Here is a 20,580-nt window from a genome sequence, read left to right as displayed (position 1 = left end):
CAAACAATACATCCCATATAACCAACGACACGCAGATTTCTTGTTCCTTTTTTTTATTTTGGCTACACACGACACATGAACTATGCCTTATAAAACATAGTGATGAATCCAAAATCAGTCGCACCGACTGGCACGCCTTCAGCCGTGCAATGAGGCTACTCATTTCGTGAAGCTCAAATGACGCTCAATATGAGCGAATCGCAAGAAAGCTTCTCGCAGCTTTCAAACACCGCTATGAGGGCTAAAGGTGGGCCGAGCCTCCAGCGGAGGGTATAGCTAAGTAGCCCGCAATGGATCGCTTGACCGAGCTCGGCCAGAAACGAGTCTTTACAGATTGCTTGCTACTCCAGAACGCCCGCCATCATCAAAGGCCACTTGCCCCGCCGAAAATTCGATTAATAGAGTTGGCCCGCTTTACCATCCTGCGGGAAGTCTTTTGCAGGATTTCCCCTGATGAAAATGATATCTTAGGGGTTTAGGACAAACGCGGAAGCGCTCAATTACTATTGACTCCCGCCAGACGGTATGCTATAGCGCTGCTGTTTGACTTGAGAGGAAATGCTTTGAAAGAGACCTCATTAGTATTAGTGACTGGTGGTGCAGGTTATATAGGGTCGCACATAACTCTCTCTCTACTTGAGGCAGGGCATGGCGTTGTTGTCTTTGATAATCTTTCTAACAGCTCAGCCGAATCCATTTCTCGCATTGAAAAAATTTGCGGAAAAAAGCCGCACTTTGTAATGGGCGATATTCGTGACAAACAAGCCTTATCAAACCTATTTAACAGATATCATATTGACTCCGTTATACACTGCGCCGGACTTAAGGCTGTAGGGGAAAGTGTTAAGGACCCCCTAACCTACTTCTCAAACAATTTAGTAGGTAGCGTTACACTTTTAGAGGCAATGGCACGCGCAAATATTTTTCGTTTGGTTTTTAGCTCCTCAGCCACGGTATATGGGGACTCCCCAAATATGCCAGTAAATGAAAAGCATCCAACAGCAGCTCCAACAAACCCATATGGCCGCTCAAAGCTAATGGTAGAGGATGTTCTTCGCGATTTAGCCACATCGGACCAGCGATGGAGCATTGCGACAGCCCGTTATTTTAACCCTATCGGGGCACACTCAAGCGGGCTGATTGGTGAAGCACCTAACGGCATTCCCAACAATCTAGTTCCATACATCAGTCAAGTTGCCATTGGAAAATTGAAAAAGCTTCAAATATTCGGCGGTGACTATCCAACACCAGATGGTACAGGAGTAAGGGATTACATTCATGTCATGGACTTGGCACAAGGGCATTTAAAAGCACTACATGCAATAAGCTTGAAAAACGGATTAAATATTTGGAACTTCGGCTCTGGCAAAGGTTATAGCGTGCTAGAACTCTTAGATGCCTTTGAAAATGCAAGTGGCAAAAAAATTCCCTACGATATCGTTGCTCGTAGAGCTGGGGACATACCAAAGTGCTGGGCGAATACAGACAAAGCACGACAAGAACTAGGCTGGCGGGCCGAAAAGAACTTAAATGATATGATGATTGATACTTGGCGATGGCAAAAAAACAATCCAACAGGATACAACTAATTCGAGCATATTAAAAATTATGCGAAAAATAATTTTGCAGAACAAGCTACTGGAATAATATTCCACGATGGAGTTAGAGCACGATGCTAATTTATGAATTTTTGACGTCCAGTCACGTGAGGAAAACTGAGCACTCTGTGACCATAGACATGAAAATTATGAGCTATCACTCTACAACCTCAAGAGATTTTCTTGCAGCGTGTCGCTCCAAAACTTAATAATTATTCGCTCTTTGGAGTTATTATAAAAGCCATGCAAGTAATTCGACGCTACCAGCCGACTTTTGCAGAGCGTTACCCGGTGCCACTTTTTGTAGCACTCTTGGATATGACCATTGTCTTTCTTGGGGGACTACTAGCGCATTTGTACAGATTTGGTACCTTTGAGTTATTAGAGCGTTACAGCACTGCAACGCTGGTAAGCAGTGTTGTCGTGGTACTTTGCTTGTCTCTAGGGGGAGTTTATGGATCTCAACGCGGACACTCTTTAGGACGTCAACTAAGCATAGTGGTAGTTTGCTGGCTAGCTGCAGCAGGCACCCTCCTGTCCATTTCATTCTTTCTAAAGCTGTCAGAAAGTTACTCTCGCATATGGTTTACAGCAATGCTGATAATAGGGGGTTCGTTGTGCCTCCTATTACGTCTGACATTTTATATTTTGCTACGAAATTTACGCGCGTCAGGCATGAATCTTAAATCGGTACTTTTGGTCGATTCAGGAGAAGGCTCTACCAATCAACTAAGCAACGGCCAAGCGCTAGCGGAATATGGCTTCAAAGTTTCTAGCAGCCTGACATTTAACCCAAGTGAAAACTGGCTGGAGTATTTAGTTTCAAAAGTTGATGAAGAGCGAGTTCATGAAATCTGGTTATGCTTACCACTTAGTGAAGGTGGCGCAATAAAATCCATTCTATACGCTTTGCGACATCATACTGTAGCTGTACGCTTCATACCAGACTGGGGAGATATACGCTTACTTAATCATCGTGTAAGTCATATTGCCGGCCTATACTCTCTTGACCTTAGTTGCAGCCCTATGGACGGACCTGCACGCATTATAAAAAGAGTTGAAGACCTCATGATAGGAGGAGCAATTACGCTATTAATTCTTCCGGTTTGCGTGATAATTGCTCTCATGATAAAACTAACCTCACCTGGACCTATCCTATTCAAACAGTTGAGAATGGGTATAAACGGGAAGCACTTCAAAGTTTACAAATTTCGCTCTATGGTAGTTCATGCAGAGCACACAGGAAAGGTAACTCAAGCAACGCGCAATGACACTCGAGTTACCCGGATTGGTGCATTTTTACGACGAACAAGCCTTGACGAACTACCCCAGTTTTTTAATGTTCTACAAGGACGAATGTCAATCGTTGGCCCCCGCCCACATGCGTTAGCACACAATGAGTACTATAAGGACCTTGTAGAATCATATATGCAGCGGCATAAGGTAAAGCCCGGAATCACAGGTTGGGCGCAAGTAAGTGGGTACAGGGGAGAAACCGACACACTTGAAAAAATGCAAAAGCGTGTAGAGTTTGACCTTTGGTACATTGATAATTGGTCATTAGGATTAGATTTAAAAATAATCTTTCTTACTGTATTTAAAGGTTTTATCAATAAAAATGCTTTTTGATAGCTGATCAGGATAAACGGGGTAACTACGGAATGTTGTTAGGGCATGAAGACGAAAACAGATGGCTAAAAATCTTGGGCTGGATTTTAGCATTTGGGTTATTTGCACAGCTATCGAGCAAAGTCTGGATGGAGTCAGGCAGCGCAAGAAGCACACAAACATATATTTGGTTATTACTACCAGCTCTTATTTATTTCCTGTACAGCCTTATATCGCGACGCCACTTGAATTTCAGTTTCGAGTATATCCCTTGGGTACTTTTTCTCTTCTGGGTTGCACTAAGTACCCTTTGGTCAACAGGATCAGAGCATAGTCACTCCTCGTTAATGAAACGCGGGCTATATATTTCAATTTACCTTATATCTATTTTGCTATTAATGGGTATCAGTGAAAATCTTTTGCGCAGGGCACTTTTAGCGGGCATAGCAGTCATTGCTATTGGCGCACTTGTTAGTCTGATCTATCAATTTAAATTTCTTGAGCAGCCATTGGCCTACAGGGCATTCCGAATTGATCGCTCGGGAATTGGAAACTTTGCGAACTATGGCTGGCCTGTTGTGGCTGGAATTCTTCACGGGGCAATAGCAACTTGGGCTCTTGGTATAGCACTCGATCGCCGAACAAGTAACCGACTTGCACTTTTCTGGCTAATCGCATTTACAATATTGACTATTTATGTATTCCTCACCTATGCTCGTGGTGCTTGGTTTGGCTTGATTGTTAGCTGCTTGGCAGTAGTATTTATTCAAAACTCTCGCAGAGGCTGGCTTTTCCTTACGCTTAGCTTACTCGCGGTACTGACTGCGGTTTTCTTGTGGTGGGATTATCTAGTTATAGAGGCTACTGAGCGTCAGCTTTCGGGTCGCGGTCCAATTTGGGAGTTCTTTTTCTTAAAGATACAAGGCCACTGGCTATTTGGATATGGTCTGGGGACGCCCTTTAATTATATATGGCCTGACGAGAAATATATTTCGCCCCATGCGCATAGCCTTTACTTGCAGCAAATTTATGATAGCGGCGTAATATCCCTAGTACTTATGGCCACGGGGGTTATTTCATTAACTCTCAAAGCATGGCAAACACGGAATAACCCATGGGTACGCTTAGCATTCCCAGCCCTAATTTTTGCACTGATTGCAATGCTAACTGACGTTGAGAGAATATTTACTCGCCCAGGCGATTACTGGACTGTGTTTTGGCTTCCAGTAGCTATTTTGCTCGCAGTTCCAAAAACTTATACCCCAAAAAATTTGTAAGCGTGAAATAGCAAAAAAACTTAAGCAATGCAATCCCGCCTACTCTTCGATAAGTTTAACTTAGCCTATCGAAGAGCGGGCATTAGTAAACAGTCATATCTAAGAGTTTAGCTTCAGGCGGATGGCTACCATTGGGAACTGAACGAAGAATAATCGTCAGAACTCCATGATCCCCACATTCAAAGCGCTAGCTGATCCTGGACGCTGTGCTCCCGATCTCTTTCTGGAGCCCTGCTAACCATGATGCGACCCAACGCCAAAGTCGAAGAATGTACCTCTACCCCAATCCCGTCGACTTCCGAAAATCCATGGATGACCTGGCCGCGCTGGTCGAACCCGATATCAAGGTGGCCGATACCGTGCGGTTCCCCTTCCTCAACAAGCCGCGCAACCGCGTGAAGATCCTGTACTGCGAACGGTTCAAAATATCGCCTGATCTAACCGACGTAGTAGCCCATGCATGAGGCCTGCGACAAAGAAGTGGTTGCGCCAACCAAGCGCCGTGCCAAACGTAAGCCGCTGCCGGCTGATTTGCCGGGCATCGAAGTCGTCAAATATGCCATCGAAGAAGAAAGCAGCTTAGAATCGTCCAGATACAGATCCGCGCCATCAAGACTGTTCGAAAGGTATACGGCTGCCGAAACTACGAGTCAGCGCCCGTTAGGACGGACAAGCCAGCTCTGTTAATCGAGAAAAGCATGGGCACCAAGTACGTGAATAGCCCGCCGCTAAGTCGTTGCGAAAAAGTGCTGTGTCGTCACGGCATCGATATCCGGCGCCAATGCCTTGCGCTTTGGGTGATTCAATGCGGCGAGCACTTACGATAAAAATGGGCGGGCGGATATCGCACTGAATTTGTTCGACAAGCTCTATAGCATCGAGCGTGATCTGAAGGACGGCGGCGATAAGGCGCGTAAGTTTGGCCGCCAAGAACGCAGCCTGCCGGTGTTGACTCAGTTGAATAACTGGAGAGAGAAAACACAGCCCTAGGTCACGGTTCAGAATGCGTTAAGTAAAGCAATCGCTATCTGGCCAGCAACTGGAGCAGGTAGGAACGCTACGTCGAGCACGGCGACTTGCCGATCGACAATAAGGCCGCCGAGCGTGCCATCAGCCCCTTTGTCATCGGCAGAAAGAACTGGTTGTTCAGTTGCACGCCAAGGGGGAAGACCAGTGTGCAACTTGACCGCTTGGTCGAGACAGCGAAAGCCAACAGCAAAAGCCTTATGCGCGGCCGTGCAAGACACTGGAACGCCTGCCGCAGGCGCCCTCAGTGGAAGACTACGAAGCCCTCCTGCCGTGGAACTGCGTGCCCCAACTAGATCGCTGAGGCCCCCCATCTTTGACAAGCTGGGGGTTATGGAGCGCTTACGTAAACTCTACAAAATCTCAGCTTTCGAGGGGCGGCGATTGGATTTCTCGGGATTTCGTACGGTTCAGGCTGCCAAGTGCTGGCTCCAGAACTATATCCGAAGCGCAGCACAAATAATCAACTACCCTCTTTAATATTATAAAGTGATGCGGCCAAAAAATCGTCAAACTGAGATTTTATGCTATGACCAACATGATTTGGTCTCAATTCATAACTCTGCACCGAAAACTTTCTTAAAAAGAGGAACGAGTTTTCTATTACCATACTCTGTCAAATGAGTATCATCATAGTAAATAGGAAGCCCTCTATAAGTGCCACTACATTTTCCGTCTTCACACATGTAAGGCAAAACATCTAGATATGCAACCCCACAGTCTTCCACTGCACTTTCAAGCATCGAAAGTAAACGACTGTGCCGAGACATATAATCTGAAGATGTAGAGTATATATCTCTGCTGGTGTCAGCTTTAATCGATTGAATAAGAAGATCCGGGACATTACCTGGCATTTCAGGTATTTGTCCTAAAACGTATACCTTTCTAGACTTCGCAAGACCACATAAGGCATTCTTATAGCTGGAAAGATACATATCTACGAATCCAGCATCTGTACTGGACACGCCTCCTACATAACCGGGTGGAACCCCCATCATCGCTGATGTTGTGCGACTAATTACAAGAACAGGAACGTTTAGATAAGTTTCATTAAGGCGATCTATGACCCTCTGATTGTAGGCAGCACAGTCCTGGAAGTAATCAGAGTGCCACGGGATCAAAGGCCTACATCCATCAGCCCCCATGAAAAGCACACCTCCTGAAGCTGGACCAAATGCCTCTGCGACAGCCGTAACAATAGCATTTGAGTGACTATCACCGACAACAACAAGTGCAACACGCTTACCATCACCGCCATAAATACAACCTGGGAAGGTGTCAGTCTTTTTAGGATAGACATTACACTTAACTGAACGCGGATTTTTGTTATTTCTTTCTTTATCAATCTTAACTACATTAGTGCTAGCGCGAGTAGGAACACCATTCTGGAAAAAAACATATGATGCAGCCGAAGCTAAAACAATAAGCGCGGCAACCGCTATTGGAAAGAGCGCTTTATTAACTCTAAATGCTCTTTCAACAAAATAGTAAGAAAAGCAGGAAATAGCGAACGCAATTAGCATCGCCGAGATCTTGTAGCCCCACCCCATTCCAAAAGCCAGCACAGAAAAAGGCCAATGCCAAAGATAAAATGAATAGGAGACGTTACCTATAAAACCAAAAAGCCGCCCTCCTGAAAAGCTAATCTTAGACTGTGAAAATGATATAAATAAAAAAGCCATAGACACAGGAAAAAGGGTAGATATTCCTGGCCAATTAGTAATTTGCCCCATGAAAAAAGAGAAGCCAAGTAAACCCAAAAGAGCACCGAGCTTCACAAAAGCTCCACTCCGAGTTGTTGACCAATAAAAGGCCATTCCTCCTACAAGCATCTCCCACGCTCGAGTGGGAAGCAAATAGAATGCAGCAGACTGATCGCTTTTAGATAAATACAAGCACAGAAAAAAAGAAAGTACGCAGAGGGATGCAAGAAAGTACTTTACATACTTTAATCCAATAAGCCTGGTAGCAAAAGCTATCAATAAAGGATAAACTAAATAAAACTGCCACTCCACCGACAATGACCAAGTGTGCAAAAGCCATTTACCATGCGAGGCCACATCAAAATAGCCACTCTCCCCCCAATATATGAAATTAGAATAAAATAGCAAACTACCAACGGCGTGTAGCGCAGCACTAGAGTATTTACTAGGGGAGAACTCAAACCAACCGTATAATAATAAACAAAGGCATAAAAAAATCAAAGCAGGCATAATACGCCTAGCTCGAGAAAGACAAAAACCTATATAAGAAAAATTTGGCCCCGCAGTCAATATCATCCCAGTCATCAAATAACCAGAGATAACAAAGAAAATATCTACGCCAATATATCCGGCAGAAAATCCAGGCACAGAGAAATGATATAACACGACCAGAAGAACGGCTATCGCTCTTAAGAAATTGATATCATCACGAAATTTCACTTCAAAAACCTCAGCGCGTCGTTCAAAAAGCGTAAGACAAATTTAGGATAATCCAAAACATAACGTCTAAAAAGCGCAGGCTCGTCATAAATTCGATATATCCAGCGAAGATTATACCTATTCAAGATTTCAGGATAATAGCGAACTCCTCTTTTCACTGTCTGATGAAAAAATCCCCCGCACGTAAAGCCATAGCCCGACCATCCAGAGGTAACAAGATCTAATATAAACCGCTCCTGAATACCTGCCCCCATACCGACGATCACAATATCCGGCGAATCGGAACAAATATTAGTAATCAGAGAGCTACGATGTTCTTCGCTAGAAAAAAAACCGGAATATGCAGAACATATATTCAGATCAGGGTAAGTTTTAATAAACTGTCCCTTGGCTTTTTCTGCAACTCCTGCCTCTCCACCTACCAAACATATTGAAAGTTTTCGAGCAATGGCTTGCTCAAATACTAGAGGTGCAAGAGATGTCATATCAAAGCTTCGCCGTTCAACCTTTAACCCAACAAGCCGAAGAAACTTCACCAGCAGAATGCCGTCACAATATATGCGATCGAACTGCTGATAAATATCCAAGCTTTTACTTGCAACTAAATATGAGTACGGATTAAGAAAGGTAGTTATACCTGGCTCAAAATCAGGAGAAGACTTCTTAGATATCAGCTCTATCAGGTTCACTTTTACCTCCACAACAGATAAGCAAAATCAGCATCATGAAAAATATATTTATAGAGAACAGATTTGACTCAAATATATTTATATATATCATGAATACTCCGTACAAAAATCCTAGCAATGCCCCCTTGCTTTCACAAAAAACTTTGTAGAAAAAAGAAAACACAAGAAACAAAGCAACCATACCAAAGGAAAAAAAAGCGTCAACAAATCCGTTATGAGTACTTCTTACGTAAAAGCCAATTGAGGAAACCAGTAGATCACTATTAACCTCTGAAAACTTTGGATATTGATACAGTCCATGCCCCAGAAAAAGGGCATCGAAAGATTTCTCAACAGCAAAACTCCAGATGCGTCCCCTATTATTTAAAAACTCTGGATCAATACCAGTAAAGATCCATACAGCTAATAAAAATAAACATAAAATCAGAAACACAAGGAAAACTAATGATAATCGTAAGCGACCAAGCCTCACAGACCAGAGAAGCGCCAAAATAGGTAAAAGAAACAGAAACGATAAAGCCGCACTAGACTTACTTTTATAGACAGCTAGCACACAAACTGTGATTAGTAGCGCCTTCAGAGAAACCGGCCAAGTTGAAAAAGCAACAAATATCAATGACAAAACAGCAATGTAACCAAACCTATTTTTATGATTAAATATCCCCTGCCAACTGCCTTCATGCCAACCAACACTTAGCCCATAAGTTGGAACAAAAAGTGCGACAGCAATAGAAACTGCAACCATTGCAAATAAAAAAACAGCCGCAGTGTTTATTACTTTATTTACTCCCACGGCGGCAATATAAGCATTAATGAAAAAATACCAAGAAACCAAAAAAAGTCCGACCCCAAGAGAAACATAAGGGAAATCAGAATAAGCCGAACTTAATACAAACAGCACCAGGGAAATAATTACCATACTGCCGCCGCCTAATCTAAGAATTCCTCGATTAAGCAATGTATTAAAAAAAACGTACAACCAAAGAAGAATCACACAAACACCAAAAAGAGAATTAACTATCTCCGTTTCAACAGAAGATATGTAATTCTCTAATCTAGCGCCCCCCCTCCAGAAACAAGTAAAGACTTCCAGAACCCAAGTAGAGCGAAAAAAATAGCAGAACCGCCCCTGAAAAAGTGGAAAGTACCCGCCTACTTTTCACTTGATAATACATACTCTAACGTCCTCCTTTCAAAAGCCTCTAACTCGCCACCCCTTGTACAATTAAAAATTTTAATTCCATTTTCTTTAGAAAACTCTTCAGCCTTCTGATATGCCATTCCAGAGTACTGTAGATTTGGCAATGGACCGATAACTTGTTTACCCTGCGCTTCAAAAAAATGATTATTGGCCACGCCTTCAGCTTTTAATGTATTGCCCTGATTATCTTTGTGTGCTGAATATTTAAAATCAACACCCAATAGATAAATCTCCTTAAAGCCCATGTATATGGCTAGCTGCATTGCAGAATATAAAACAGTGAATCCCTCATACGATCTTTCGGAAAAATCATGACTAAATCTAGGCGGGTTTACTACATCACTGCGATCCAAATAGAACCCAACATCGTCACGTGAAAAATAAAAATTCTTTAGCATGACATTCATAGATATAAAACGCTGTTTAGCATTAACTGAGGGTATGTGTTCAACTATACCTCGCGCATACTCAGCATCTTGAACAACATAATAGGTGGGACGCCAAGAAGTTTTTTCAAATATTTTAAAAATACTATTGGCTGCGAATGAGGGCTCATTTTTAATAAGCTCTAGGTCAGCAGCTACAAGACTAGGTCCATTACCAATGATGAAACATCGCTGGCCATCATGCACTCCTTTGAACTGAATCAAGCGTCTACGATAGAATATATTCGACAAGTATTTCTCGAGAATCCAAAGGATTTTTCTTACCATAGCCCTCATAACCACCCCCACCTAAAGCAAATCACTTAACTGACCGACTGACAACACATCTGAGAAGTCTTCCTTCTTACACTCAGACCATTCACTCACGAATATAAAATCTACATTATACTTTTCTGCAACAACTCGATCGTATTTACTGTCACCTAGGAAAACTGAACAAGAACTTATGTTTCTAGAGGCTATCTCTCTTTCTAGTATTTTTTCTTTATCATCTGGGCTACCAAAAATACCGCCATCAAAGAATTTAGATATCCCTCTTTCCTGAAACACCCGGCGGATCTCCTCTTGATCACCACCGGAAACAACTAACCAATTAGCGCTCTTGGTTAATTCTCGGAGCTCGTAGAGCTTTTCTGAAACTGCACATTGCATCAGGCCGGCTTCAACATTTTTAGCATACTCTGAAAGCATCTCTTCTATAACAGCATCGTTACCTAGCGGCAAAATAAATCTTTTAAAAAAATCAAATTTTTTATATCTCGATACTCCACCATTACTAACATGATACTGAACAAGTTTTTCCGCACTGTCCAAGCCGTATTGTTTGGCTACATTAAAAAAAGCTTCAGTCTTTACACGATTAGAATCCAGAAGCACACCGTCACAATCAAATATGAGCGAAGAATACTTACGAATGTCAATTTTCGGTAGTCTCATAGACTAACAACCCCTGATGACGCAATTATCTCCGCAAGAATAAAATCTTCCGGCCAATCAACATCAAAACTCTTCAATTTAGGCATTGGCAAAAGAAATGGCTTGCGTCCAATTCGATCATCATATCGCTTATAGTTTTCAGAGTGACTTATAAATGCAGCACTATTGACCTCGTGAATAGGCGAGAGCGTTTGAGTGCGCGGCCATTTTTCCTTTTCTCTGTCATAGTTCATAGCGCCATTTTCATCCCATAGAAAACCATGAATTAACGAGGTTGTCATAATAGAATCAAAACCGCTATCTAATGATTTAAAGTACGCTTCAATGATCTCGCTATAATCCTGCGCATTGACAAATGGAGAAGTAACATGTGTCCATAGAATATGATTTTCGGGGAGCAAATCTAACGCGTGTGCAACAAGTGCATCAGTACTTGTTGCACTTGAGGAGAGACTATCTATTCTTTTATGAATGACTAAGTTGTCAATACCAAGCTCTTTGGCAAAATCGATAATTTCCTCATCATTGGTTGACAGGACAATATTTTCAATCAATTCTACTTTAGAAAGCTGGCGCAGCTTCAACTCAACCAATCCGTGATCGTATGATACGAAAGGCTTAATATTTTTACGAGGAACACGTTCGCTTCCTTTACGACACGGCAGAAAACAAGAAACTTTCATGTCAAACCTCTATTAAGCCGTAAACGCTTTGCACAGGCAAATCGTAACGAGTTGATGTTATTGAAACTATTGGCAACGCACCAGGTGCGTCAAAATACAATTTGAAAATTTTATTTATCTCTTGATTACGCAGAGTGTCAGCTTCATAACCATCAAACCCGGCTAGAAAAATTTCGTGCGCATGCCCACTTGAAATCATTGCCAATGCATATGCGATAACTAGCGATGTGGGGACTACGCCATAATAATCACAAAAAGCAAAACTATCCTTACGTACTTCAATGCCAAAATCATGCAACTCTTTGTCTTTTAGAGCATGGCGGACTTCTTCTGGCAGCATACTTGCAGGAGTGATTAATGGATGAGGCAATTTTACATGGTGCTCGCAATCGGCCAACAGTCGTACTGGGTGACATGCTATTCTGGCATCGATTAGCTTAGGATCAATTTGCTCTTGTGTATTTAGAGCCAACACAACTGGCTTAAACTTAATAATAAATTCTTCTAAAGCTGCTCGATGCAATTCAACTCCAGGACCTGTTCCTAAAAGAAGTACTGGTCGTCCTTTCACAAGTTGCGCTGGTGACCACGCGCCTCTCGGCTCACCTTGATAAAAATGCCTTGCCGAATTCAACGTATTCCGAGTAAATTTTTTGCCACCTTCAACGCGCAGGCGATTAATGACCGCCAATATATCCTCTTCACTATATCTAGAGTCGCTGAGCATCTCTTGAATATATGTCGGATGGATTCCATATTTTCCTGCGAGATAGTAATAGGTATTAGTTCCCCAGCCGCATTTATGCTGCATTGGTTGGAAAACCTTCCTGATTAGTTCCATTAAAGGGACAATATTACAAGCACGCCCGGTTAGCTCAGCTAACTCAAGGGCAAGATGTTCCGTTTTAGCATTACCCGGACCGCGCCCCATGCCAGTAACAGTGGCATCCAACCAACTAACACCATTTTCCTTCGCCGCTAAAGTATTTTGCAGAGCCAAACCAAGGTTATCATGTGTATGAATTCCCAAAGGGCCGTGCCAGAACTTACGAAGCCAATTTACAATTTCAATAGTCTGCGCAGGCTCCATACTGCCCATACTATCTGCGAAATAAAGCGCATCTAATTCCCACTCAGACGCTATTCTAGATAAATCTTCGACCTCTGCCTGAGAAAGGTCAGCAATCTGCATAAGATTATATGCGACCAAAAAACCTCTATCTTTTAGCCACTTACTCGCAGGTAATGAGCATGCAAATTCGTGTACATGACAGGCCACACGAACCAGTTTCAGCGGTGATATCCCAGAAGACTCAGGAAATAATTTTGATAAATTATTAAACATATTGGGACCGATCAACTCTGAGGCATTGACCATGACACCAATTTTAATATCAGGCGGAATACTTAATCGACGTACAAAACTATCTGTAGTATATGCACACGCGCCCTTAAAACCTTCATTCTTGAGCGAGCGCAATCCTAACTCTACTATGTCTACGCCCGCGGCGCTCATAGCCTTAAGATACACATTGATCAGATCATCTGAGAAATCCCAACTATTGTAATAACCACCATCTCGCAATGTACAATCCAGAAAAACAATTGAATTACTAGCCATGGTTTTTTACCTAAATGGGTTACCGAATACCGCACGATGCTTAATTGCCAGCAAGTCTCGTAAGTCTTTATCAAACCAATCCATCAAATAATTTGCAAAAAAAGTACAGATCAACGTTGCAACTGCAGCGCCCATAATTCCATACAAAGGAATTAAAATAAAATTCAAGGCGACATTAATTATAGCTGCAAGCGCTGTCCTAAGAGCAAATTTTCTTTCCATGCGTTCAACATTATAATAACGGGCATTTACCGAGCCAATCGCAGCAAACACCGCTGTCCACATCACGACGCTCACGACTGGGGCTGACTGTCTAAATTTTTCACCAAAGGCAAAAACCATCAGCCACTCATTACAAAACCCGACCACTAGTGCAGCGAGCACACTTAAATAAATTAAGACGCGAAACAGCCTAACCAACATTCGACGATATTCCTCCTCACTTTTCTCCTTCGACTTAATAATCAAAGGAAGTAGGGATACGGATATAACAAACGGCAAAGTCATCCACGCCTCATATATTCTGGTTGCCGCCGAATATATACCAACCTCTTGCATACCTAAAATATTACGTATCATAACTTGATCAATACGCATATAAATCAAAACACTTACAGCACTCAACATCATAGGCCAAGCACTTTTAAGCATATTCTTCGCAACTACACGATCAAAGCTAACAAAAAAAGATAAGCGTCCCTTACCTAGAAGCATCGCACACAAAAATATCGCCAACAACAAATGATCCATCAAACTAGCATAAACAAACCAATTCAAACCTGCCTCACTCCAAATAAGAAGCAGTTTAAAAATAGACATCACGAGCAGAACAAGCGTTTTACATGCCGCCGGAAATTTCGCCTTAACTTCAGACTGAAAGTAATAATCGACAACTAAAAATGCTGTAAGAAAGCAGCTCAGTGACATTATCAAAAGATAAAATTTAACATCCAGCTGCTCATCAAGAAAATAGAGTGCACATAGGAGAATTGAGTAACATATCGCTGCTACCGAAGCCATAATCCAAAAAGCAGTCCCCATTAATATCTGCTGCCGATGTGGATTATCTACCATTTCCCTGACAAGTACTGCATCCATCCCCATCCGACTGACCGCCATCAAAAACGCCGCCACAGCCAAAACATAACTCAGTACACCGAATTTTTCTGGTCCTAAGTACCGTGCGATATAGATACCTACAAACACCGCCGAAATAATTCTAAGTACTTGTTCAGCAAGCATCCATGATGAGTTTCGAAAATATATTTGAAAAGTTTTATTTTCGAAAACAGCCTTTAGTGATTTCAGTGATCTCAAAAAAACTCTCCACCAAAAATAATGCATCTAGAATCTGAAAATCAACGCTAACACTTACCAACAATAGCCACAAAAAACACCAATATTATGGACCAAACGGTATCTCCGGCCGAGACGCAAAATGCAGTGTAATCGAATATAAATGCATTACCATTCAACACACTAACAAGCCGCATAAATTTCGAATTTTATCTTGGCAAGTAAAATCAGTTACCAGCTCCTATAAAAACTCAGGCTCACAGCATTTACAAGAAGTTATGCAGCAAAAAACCTACTATTCATAAACAACCAAAGCTCAACTGCTTTTTCCTAAATTCGCTTCAGAATCAATAACTTTAGATCTCGACATCAAACTGGCTTGAAGACTTTGAATACGGTGAGACATCAGAAAATGACGAGAAATAGCAAATATCAAACCACACAAGATACCGACCAGTAACCCCAAACCTACTACTAAAGCTTTTTTAGGCTTAATCGGATCAACAGGCTGCAAAGCCAAACGATCAACATTTACAAGGTTTAACTGCTGCATATCTATATTGATATTTGCTAAACGCATACGTTCCGCTCGAAGCGGTTCGATACCACTCAAGAACACTTCTTCGTTTTCCCGCTGGTTGAGCACCTCAACCTGGCGGTTCGTGTTCAACAACAAGAGCTCCTTGCGAATTTGCGCTACCTGTGGGTCGACAAAATCGTCAGACGTACGTTGACGCAAAGCTTTACGCTCTGCCTCGAGGGCGTCGGTGCCCATGAAGTACAGGGGGATTTGCTGGTTGTTGACTTCGGTTCGAATGATGTTGCTGCCCGCCCCGCCTTCGCTGGCCATGGACGATGGCGTTGACGGCTTTTTCAGGCCGAGCGAACGCGCAATACTGATGGATTCATCCAGTTGGGCGATGCGGTCTTCACGGCGTACTTTTAGCTGCACGCGCAGCGCCTTGAGCTCGTCCTGCAACTGCGCACGCTTGAGGTTATCGGCCTCCAGCAAGGTCGCAATCTTGCCTTCTTTCTCGGCATCATAGGCAGCACGGGCGGCGTCCAGCTTGTCGTCTAGTTCACTCAAGCGGTTACTGATGATGACCTTCAGGTCAGCAGCGATCTGTTTACGTTCATTTTCAATGGCGTATTGAACAAACCCATTGAGAATTTCATCACCCGCTATCCCTTTGGGGTAACGCATCTCCAAACCAACGTAGGCGCTAAGCAGGTCAGCTTTTTTGGGATCTGGCTGTACCAGCTTGAGTGAGTCGCGGTTGAACTCCTCAAACACCTGCTCGGGCGACTGCCCTGCCTTGCCGAACGCTTCAAACAGTTTGGGGTTGGCGCGAAAGTAGCTGAGGCGCGTGTCGTAGGAGTCCAGCGCCGCACCTACTCGCACCAAGGCCTTGCCAGGCGGCAGGGAATAGACCTCGGTACGGTTCAAGGCATCCAGGTCGTTGAGGGCTGCAGGGCGCAGCAGCGTGCTCACTTCATACTCAGGCGTGGCCAAAAACGCATAAGCGCCGGCAATGGCGCCCACGAACAGCGCCATAGCCGCAATCAGCTTCTTTTGCTTCCAGATGGACTGCATCATTGCAAAAAGGTCAATTTCATCGTGGGCGACAACGGAAGGTACGCGGGTAATACTGGTCACACCAAATGCCTGTCTGATTGAGTTGAACTGACTCGCCCAAGACAGGCAAAAACGTCCATCGTCATCGCTGCCGACTACGATGTTGGAACACTCCCTGTCGTCAGACGACGCAAGGCGGCATTGTGACAGTTTCTGTAAAAGTGGACCACCATTGAAACAAAGTAGCGGTAACGACTCTTATTCCGTGCCGATTAATGGGGAGCGCCTCGGCCTGAGCACTTGCCGGAACAAGTGGCGCATCAAGGCCAACCCCACACCCACCACCCCACCTGCAACCAGGCCAAGCAGTACAATCAGCAACTTCTTGGGTTTAACCGGCTTGTCTGGCAGCTCTACCACACCGTCCTGCCGGTAAGCCGCAACCAACGCAGGGTCGATGCTCAGGTTGCGATAAAACGTCAAGGCTGCCTGTTGCTGGCGAAGGTTCTGAATAAACGGGTCATCGGACTGGCGCTTCTGCAGGTTTTCAATTTCTGCCTCCAGTGCCTTGCTGCCACGCATATAGGTCAGCGAACCTTCCATGCCCGCAGACACTTCAGTAGAGAGGTTACCGGAAATGATCGGCGGCCTTTCCAGGCCAATGGACTTGGCGACCAGAAGCGCCTCTTTCAATTGCACGATGTCATCTTCGCGTTGCTTGCGTGAGGTTTCCTGCGCGGTCAGGATTTGCCGCTGCAGGTTGTTGGCCTTTACCGTGGCATCGCTTTTGATGTTCTTGAGCACTTCCTCCTTGGCGCGCTCCCCTGCCAACTGGGCATAGTTCGTCACCCATTCGGCAGCCTGTTGCGGGCTGTAAACGTTCGCGGTAATGGCAAAGCGCGTCGGGGTGTCCTTGGCGGCGACCGCCACAACCAGCAACTGGTTGAAATCGCTGTACAACAGATCCTGAGAGCCTTTGCGCTCCTGCTCTGTGAGCGTAGGAAGGTAGGCGGTCTGGAAAAAGCTACGGCGCAGCGACTCGGACTGCAGGTGCTTCACGTAGACATCGTAAATATCCTTGACCGTAAGCGTGTCTAGCCCGGTGTCGGGGCCGCGCCCATAGTTGAAGTGCGCGATGTCATTCTGTGTCGGGGGCTGGACGAATACCTTGGCTTCATAAACAGGCCTTGCCAGAAGCGCATAGGCAAGGGCTGACAGAAAAATCACGGCGGTCGTGACCATAATCAGCATTTTCTGCTGCCATAAGCCTTTGATCAGCTCAATCAGGTCGATGTCATCGGATGCGATCAAGCGTTCGCGGTCTTGGGCCATTTATTCTTTTTTTCCTGGATCCAAATTGTAAATGAGTTGTGATATCAACTCCTAAAACGTTCAGGGCACTCGCGAGCTGGAAATGACAGGAAATATGGCAATAAGCCATGAATTGAAGAACTGCCTTTTACCTTGCTTGTTTCTGACCTTACCGCTCGGTTTTTCTCCAGGTACCACGCAGTAAGGCCCCGCTTTTTTGCGCTCTATTTACAACTGTTCCATGTCAGAAAAATACAGATTAATACGACTAGCCAGATGAAGTGAAGTTCATTTCACCTGGCTGCCGATCGTCGAAAAAACTGCATTTATCATTAATGATAATAACTAGCAGTAGCGCTATTCACCTTGGGGCTTTATGCGGGTATTTCCACCGAAAGTGCCTTTCCTTGCTCGTTGTAACGGCACGTCAATGCGTGCGCCAATGCGGCCTTGGCCCGCTTCTCTCCGTGCACCAGCAGCACCCTTTCAGGCCACTGCTGCATTCCGGTGACGAAATCCACCAGGCCTTTTTGGTCGGCGTGGGCCGAGTAGCCACCCAGCGTTGCGACTTTGGCCTTGATTTCGTACATCTCTGCATCCAGGTCAATCATCACAAAGCCTTCGGCGCCCTCGCTGGCCTGGATCACCGCACCCGGCGTGCCCCTAGCCTGATAGCCCACAAACAGCACCTGGTGCCGCGGGTCGCCGAGCATGGCCTTGAGGTAGTTAACGATTCGCCCACCTGAGCACATGCCATTACCTGCAATGACGATAGCAGGCCTGCCGGTGCTCGCCAGGTAGTTGACGGTTTTCTGGTGCTGCACATGGCTGTCGAGGGTGATCAGTTGCCTGAAGCGCAGCGGTTTTCGCCCCTCGCTAAGGCGTTGTTGGGCTTCATCGTTCCAAAAGTCGTTGAGTTCACGGTAGGCCTGGGTGAATCGGCTGGCCAGGGGCGAGTCAAGGATGATGGGCAGTTGTGGCCAGTCGATGGGCAGCCCTTGCTGCGCTTCCCGCTCGCCTGTGCAAGGCTCGGCAGGCAGCAGCGCCTTGCGATGGAGGATGTCTTCGATTTCGTAGAGCAGTTCTTGGGTGCGGCCGGCACTGAATGCCGGAATGAGGATGGTGCCATGGTCAGCCAAGGCCTGGTCTATTGCCTGTTCGAGCCGTTGCTGGCGGTGAGTGCGGTCTTCATGCAGGCGGTCGCCGTAGGTGCTTTCCAGCACCAGGATGTCAGCGCGCTCTGGCGATTTGGGCGGCTGCAACAACGGTGTATGGGCCGCACCAAGGTCTCCGGAGAACACGACGCGCTTGCTGGTCGCGGCTTTCGGGTAGTGGATATCGCACTCGATGTAAGCAGACCCCAGCACATGCCCCGCACGCTGAAGGCGGATGTTGCAGGCCAGCTCCGGGGTATTGATGAGCGCATGCCACTGGTCATAGGGCACGGCAACGATGGATTGCTCTACGCGCTTGAGGTAGCGGTCTACCGTGCTCTGGTCACGGGTAACGCTGAGTTTGAAAGCATCTTCCAACACCAGCGGCAGCAGCTTGGCAGAAGGCTGACTGCAGATGATCGGGCCATTGAAACCTGCGGCGAGCAGGTTGGGAATGCGCCCTACATGGTCGATGTGAATATGGCTGATCAGCAGGGCCTCGATGCCCTCGACCGGGAAGTCGACTTCAAGGTTGGCCGCAGGGCTCGACTCGTCACCCTGAAACAGGCCGCAATCGATCAGCAGGCTGTGGGCAACATCAAGATGAAGCTGGTGACAGGAGCCGGTTACGCCTTGGGTGGCGCCGTGGTGGGTAATAGCGGGAAAAACCATACGAGCCCGTTCCGTGCGTATTTATGGAGCGCTATTACTCCACAGAAGCGTGCGGGCACGGTGCCAGAATCGGAGGGGATGACTGTAGGAAAAGCCCTATTTTTTAGTGCTCTCCAGTATTCCGCTGCCTGAAGCCAGGCTGACCTCAGACACTGGAGCGGCGAGCACGGCCTTTGGCGCGCAGGGCGATGTACATTCCCAGCAGTGGGCCTACGGCGAGCCCCATCAACAGCGCCACCAGCACAATCACCGCAACAGGCAAGGCCGGTGCAGACCAACCAAACAAGACCAGCGCCACGGATTGTTGGTTTTCCAGCACAAACAGCAGCACAACCGCAGCCACCGCCAGAACGAACAGCACCAGCAGCAGGCGTTTAAGGTTGCGCATGTTTATCTCCTTTTTCAGACAGTATCACGCCTGTTCCTCGTCTTCATTGACCCGATCCCGTAACTCTTTACCGGGTTTGAAATGCGGCACGAACTTGCCATCAAGGCTGACAGACTGACCGGTCTTGGGGTTGCGCCCTACGCGGGGTGCGCGGTAGTGCAGCGAGAAGCTGCCGAAACCGCGAATTTCAATGCGGTCACCTGTCGCAAGGCACTGGGACATTTGCTCAAGCATGGTCTTGATGGCCAGCTCCACATCTTTGGACGAGAGCAGCCCCTGATGGGTGACAATACGTTCGATCAACTCGGACTTCGTCATATTTTTCCCTTCTTTATCAAGCAGCTAGATCATTGCTTCTTCTGTTTGTAGCATGCTCGGAGGGATTTGAACAGGGTGGATCTTGACTTAATCAAAAATTCAAAATTGCACCATGGTGGGGATGGCCCAGGATGATGGGCTGGCATCAGGAAGCGGGTGCCGGTCTGCAAGGGCTGGGTTGGGGCTGATGACGCTATCGCGGGCAAGCCCGCTCCTACAAAGGCCGTGCAAGCTATAAGAGCCGGGCTGAACTGCAATGCAGACGCCGCGAACTTACTGACACCCCGCCTCGTCCAACAAAGGCCGTGCAAGCTGTAGGAGCCGGGCTTGCCCGCGATGCAGGTGCCACGAATTCAC

General features: G+C 45.6%; 17 protein-coding genes and 1 pseudogene. 5 read left to right on the top strand and 13 right to left on the bottom strand.

The window, feature by feature from the left end:
• The first annotated feature begins 563 nt into the window (after positions 1 to 563).
• From galE to CYD26_RS17180, 5 genes and pseudogenes are all read left to right on the top strand, one after another.
• Positions 564 to 1,589: a UDP-glucose 4-epimerase GalE gene (gene galE, locus CYD26_RS17200; RefSeq protein WP_102053177.1), complete on the top strand. Its 1,026-nt coding sequence runs from the start codon at positions 564 to 566 to the stop codon at positions 1,587 to 1,589.
• Positions 1,590 to 1,781: 192 nt separating this feature from the next.
• On the top strand, positions 1,782 to 3,227 hold the full coding sequence (locus tag CYD26_RS17195) for an undecaprenyl-phosphate glucose phosphotransferase (RefSeq protein ID WP_305886598.1): 1,446 nt from the start codon (positions 1,782 to 1,784) through the stop codon (positions 3,225 to 3,227).
• Between the two features lie 32 nt (positions 3,228 to 3,259).
• A complete protein-coding gene (locus CYD26_RS17190; RefSeq protein ID WP_102053175.1) occupies positions 3,260 to 4,483 on the top strand; it encodes an O-antigen ligase in 1,224 nt (407 codons plus the stop codon).
• Positions 4,484 to 4,791: 308 nt separating this feature from the next.
• Positions 4,792 to 4,947 carry a hypothetical protein gene (locus CYD26_RS25560; protein WP_256588042.1) on the top strand — a complete coding sequence of 52 codons (156 nt, stop codon included), beginning with the start codon at positions 4,792 to 4,794 and terminating at the stop codon, positions 4,945 to 4,947.
• Positions 4,940 to 5,813, top strand: a pseudogene (locus tag CYD26_RS17180) (transposase). The gene CYD26_RS25560 and the pseudogene CYD26_RS17180 overlap by 8 nt, the downstream one beginning before the upstream one ends.
• A 250-nt stretch (positions 5,814 to 6,063) precedes the next feature.
• On the opposite strand, the gene CYD26_RS17175 reads toward CYD26_RS17180, so the two are convergent.
• From CYD26_RS17175 to ihfB, 13 genes are all read right to left on the bottom strand, one after another.
• Positions 6,064 to 7,932 carry an acyltransferase family protein gene (locus CYD26_RS17175; RefSeq protein ID WP_158240138.1) on the bottom strand — a complete coding sequence of 623 codons (1,869 nt, stop codon included), beginning with the start codon at positions 7,930 to 7,932 and terminating at the stop codon, positions 6,064 to 6,066.
• On the bottom strand, positions 7,929 to 8,621 hold the full coding sequence (locus CYD26_RS17170) for a WecB/TagA/CpsF family glycosyltransferase (protein ID WP_158240137.1): 693 nt from the start codon (positions 8,619 to 8,621) through the stop codon (positions 7,929 to 7,931). Before CYD26_RS17170 ends, CYD26_RS17175 begins: the two co-directional genes overlap by 4 nt.
• Positions 8,596 to 9,540, bottom strand: coding sequence for a hypothetical protein (locus tag CYD26_RS25025; protein WP_145991799.1), 945 nt, complete (start codon positions 9,538 to 9,540; stop codon positions 8,596 to 8,598). Before CYD26_RS25025 ends, CYD26_RS17170 begins: the two co-directional genes overlap by 26 nt.
• Positions 9,541 to 9,773: 233 nt before the next feature.
• Positions 9,774 to 10,472, bottom strand: a complete 699-nt coding sequence (locus CYD26_RS17165; RefSeq protein ID WP_158240136.1) for a 6-hydroxymethylpterin diphosphokinase MptE-like protein — start codon at positions 10,470 to 10,472, stop codon at positions 9,774 to 9,776.
• An 84-nt stretch (positions 10,473 to 10,556) separates the two neighbouring features.
• A complete protein-coding gene (locus tag CYD26_RS17160) occupies positions 10,557 to 11,204 on the bottom strand; it encodes an HAD family hydrolase (RefSeq protein ID WP_102053171.1) in 648 nt (215 codons plus the stop codon).
• Positions 11,201 to 11,887 carry a cytidylyltransferase domain-containing protein gene (locus CYD26_RS17155; RefSeq protein ID WP_102053170.1) on the bottom strand — a complete coding sequence of 229 codons (687 nt, stop codon included), beginning with the start codon at positions 11,885 to 11,887 and terminating at the stop codon, positions 11,201 to 11,203. Before CYD26_RS17155 ends, CYD26_RS17160 begins: the two co-directional genes overlap by 4 nt.
• Position 11,888: 1 nt before the next feature.
• Complete coding sequence (locus CYD26_RS17150; RefSeq protein ID WP_178081718.1) at positions 11,889 to 13,508, bottom strand: aldolase catalytic domain-containing protein; 1,620 nt, start codon at positions 13,506 to 13,508, stop codon at positions 11,889 to 11,891.
• Between the two features lie 6 nt (positions 13,509 to 13,514).
• Positions 13,515 to 14,825, bottom strand: coding sequence for a flippase (locus CYD26_RS17145; RefSeq protein ID WP_158240135.1), 1,311 nt, complete (start codon positions 14,823 to 14,825; stop codon positions 13,515 to 13,517).
• 295 nt (positions 14,826 to 15,120) lie between these two features.
• The gene (locus CYD26_RS17140) at positions 15,121 to 16,461 is read right to left on the bottom strand and encodes a Wzz/FepE/Etk N-terminal domain-containing protein (RefSeq protein ID WP_102053168.1); all 1,341 of its coding nucleotides are present in this window, start codon (positions 16,459 to 16,461) and stop codon (positions 15,121 to 15,123) included.
• A gap of 177 nt (positions 16,462 to 16,638) precedes the next feature.
• Positions 16,639 to 17,712, bottom strand: a complete 1,074-nt coding sequence (locus tag CYD26_RS17135) for an LPS O-antigen chain length determinant protein WzzB (protein ID WP_102053167.1) — start codon at positions 17,710 to 17,712, stop codon at positions 16,639 to 16,641.
• 353 nt (positions 17,713 to 18,065) lie between these two features.
• Entirely contained in the window at positions 18,066 to 19,517 is a 1,452-nt protein-coding gene (locus CYD26_RS17130) for an MBL fold metallo-hydrolase RNA specificity domain-containing protein (protein WP_102053166.1), read from the bottom strand.
• 145 nt (positions 19,518 to 19,662) lie between these two features.
• Positions 19,663 to 19,905: a LapA family protein gene (locus CYD26_RS17125; protein ID WP_102053165.1), complete on the bottom strand. Its 243-nt coding sequence runs from the start codon at positions 19,903 to 19,905 to the stop codon at positions 19,663 to 19,665.
• A gap of 24 nt (positions 19,906 to 19,929) precedes the next feature.
• Entirely contained in the window at positions 19,930 to 20,223 is a 294-nt protein-coding gene (gene ihfB / locus CYD26_RS17120; RefSeq protein ID WP_099775518.1) for an integration host factor subunit beta, read from the bottom strand.
• Positions 20,224 to 20,580: the final 357 nt, after the last annotated feature.

It is taken from the genome of Pseudomonas sp. FFUP_PS_473 (assembly GCF_002858665.1).
GTDB lineage: Bacteria > Pseudomonadota > Gammaproteobacteria > Pseudomonadales > Pseudomonadaceae > Aquipseudomonas > Aquipseudomonas defluvii.
Note: the sequence above shows the minus strand (reverse complement) of the source record. Positions and strands in the feature narration are given on the sequence as shown.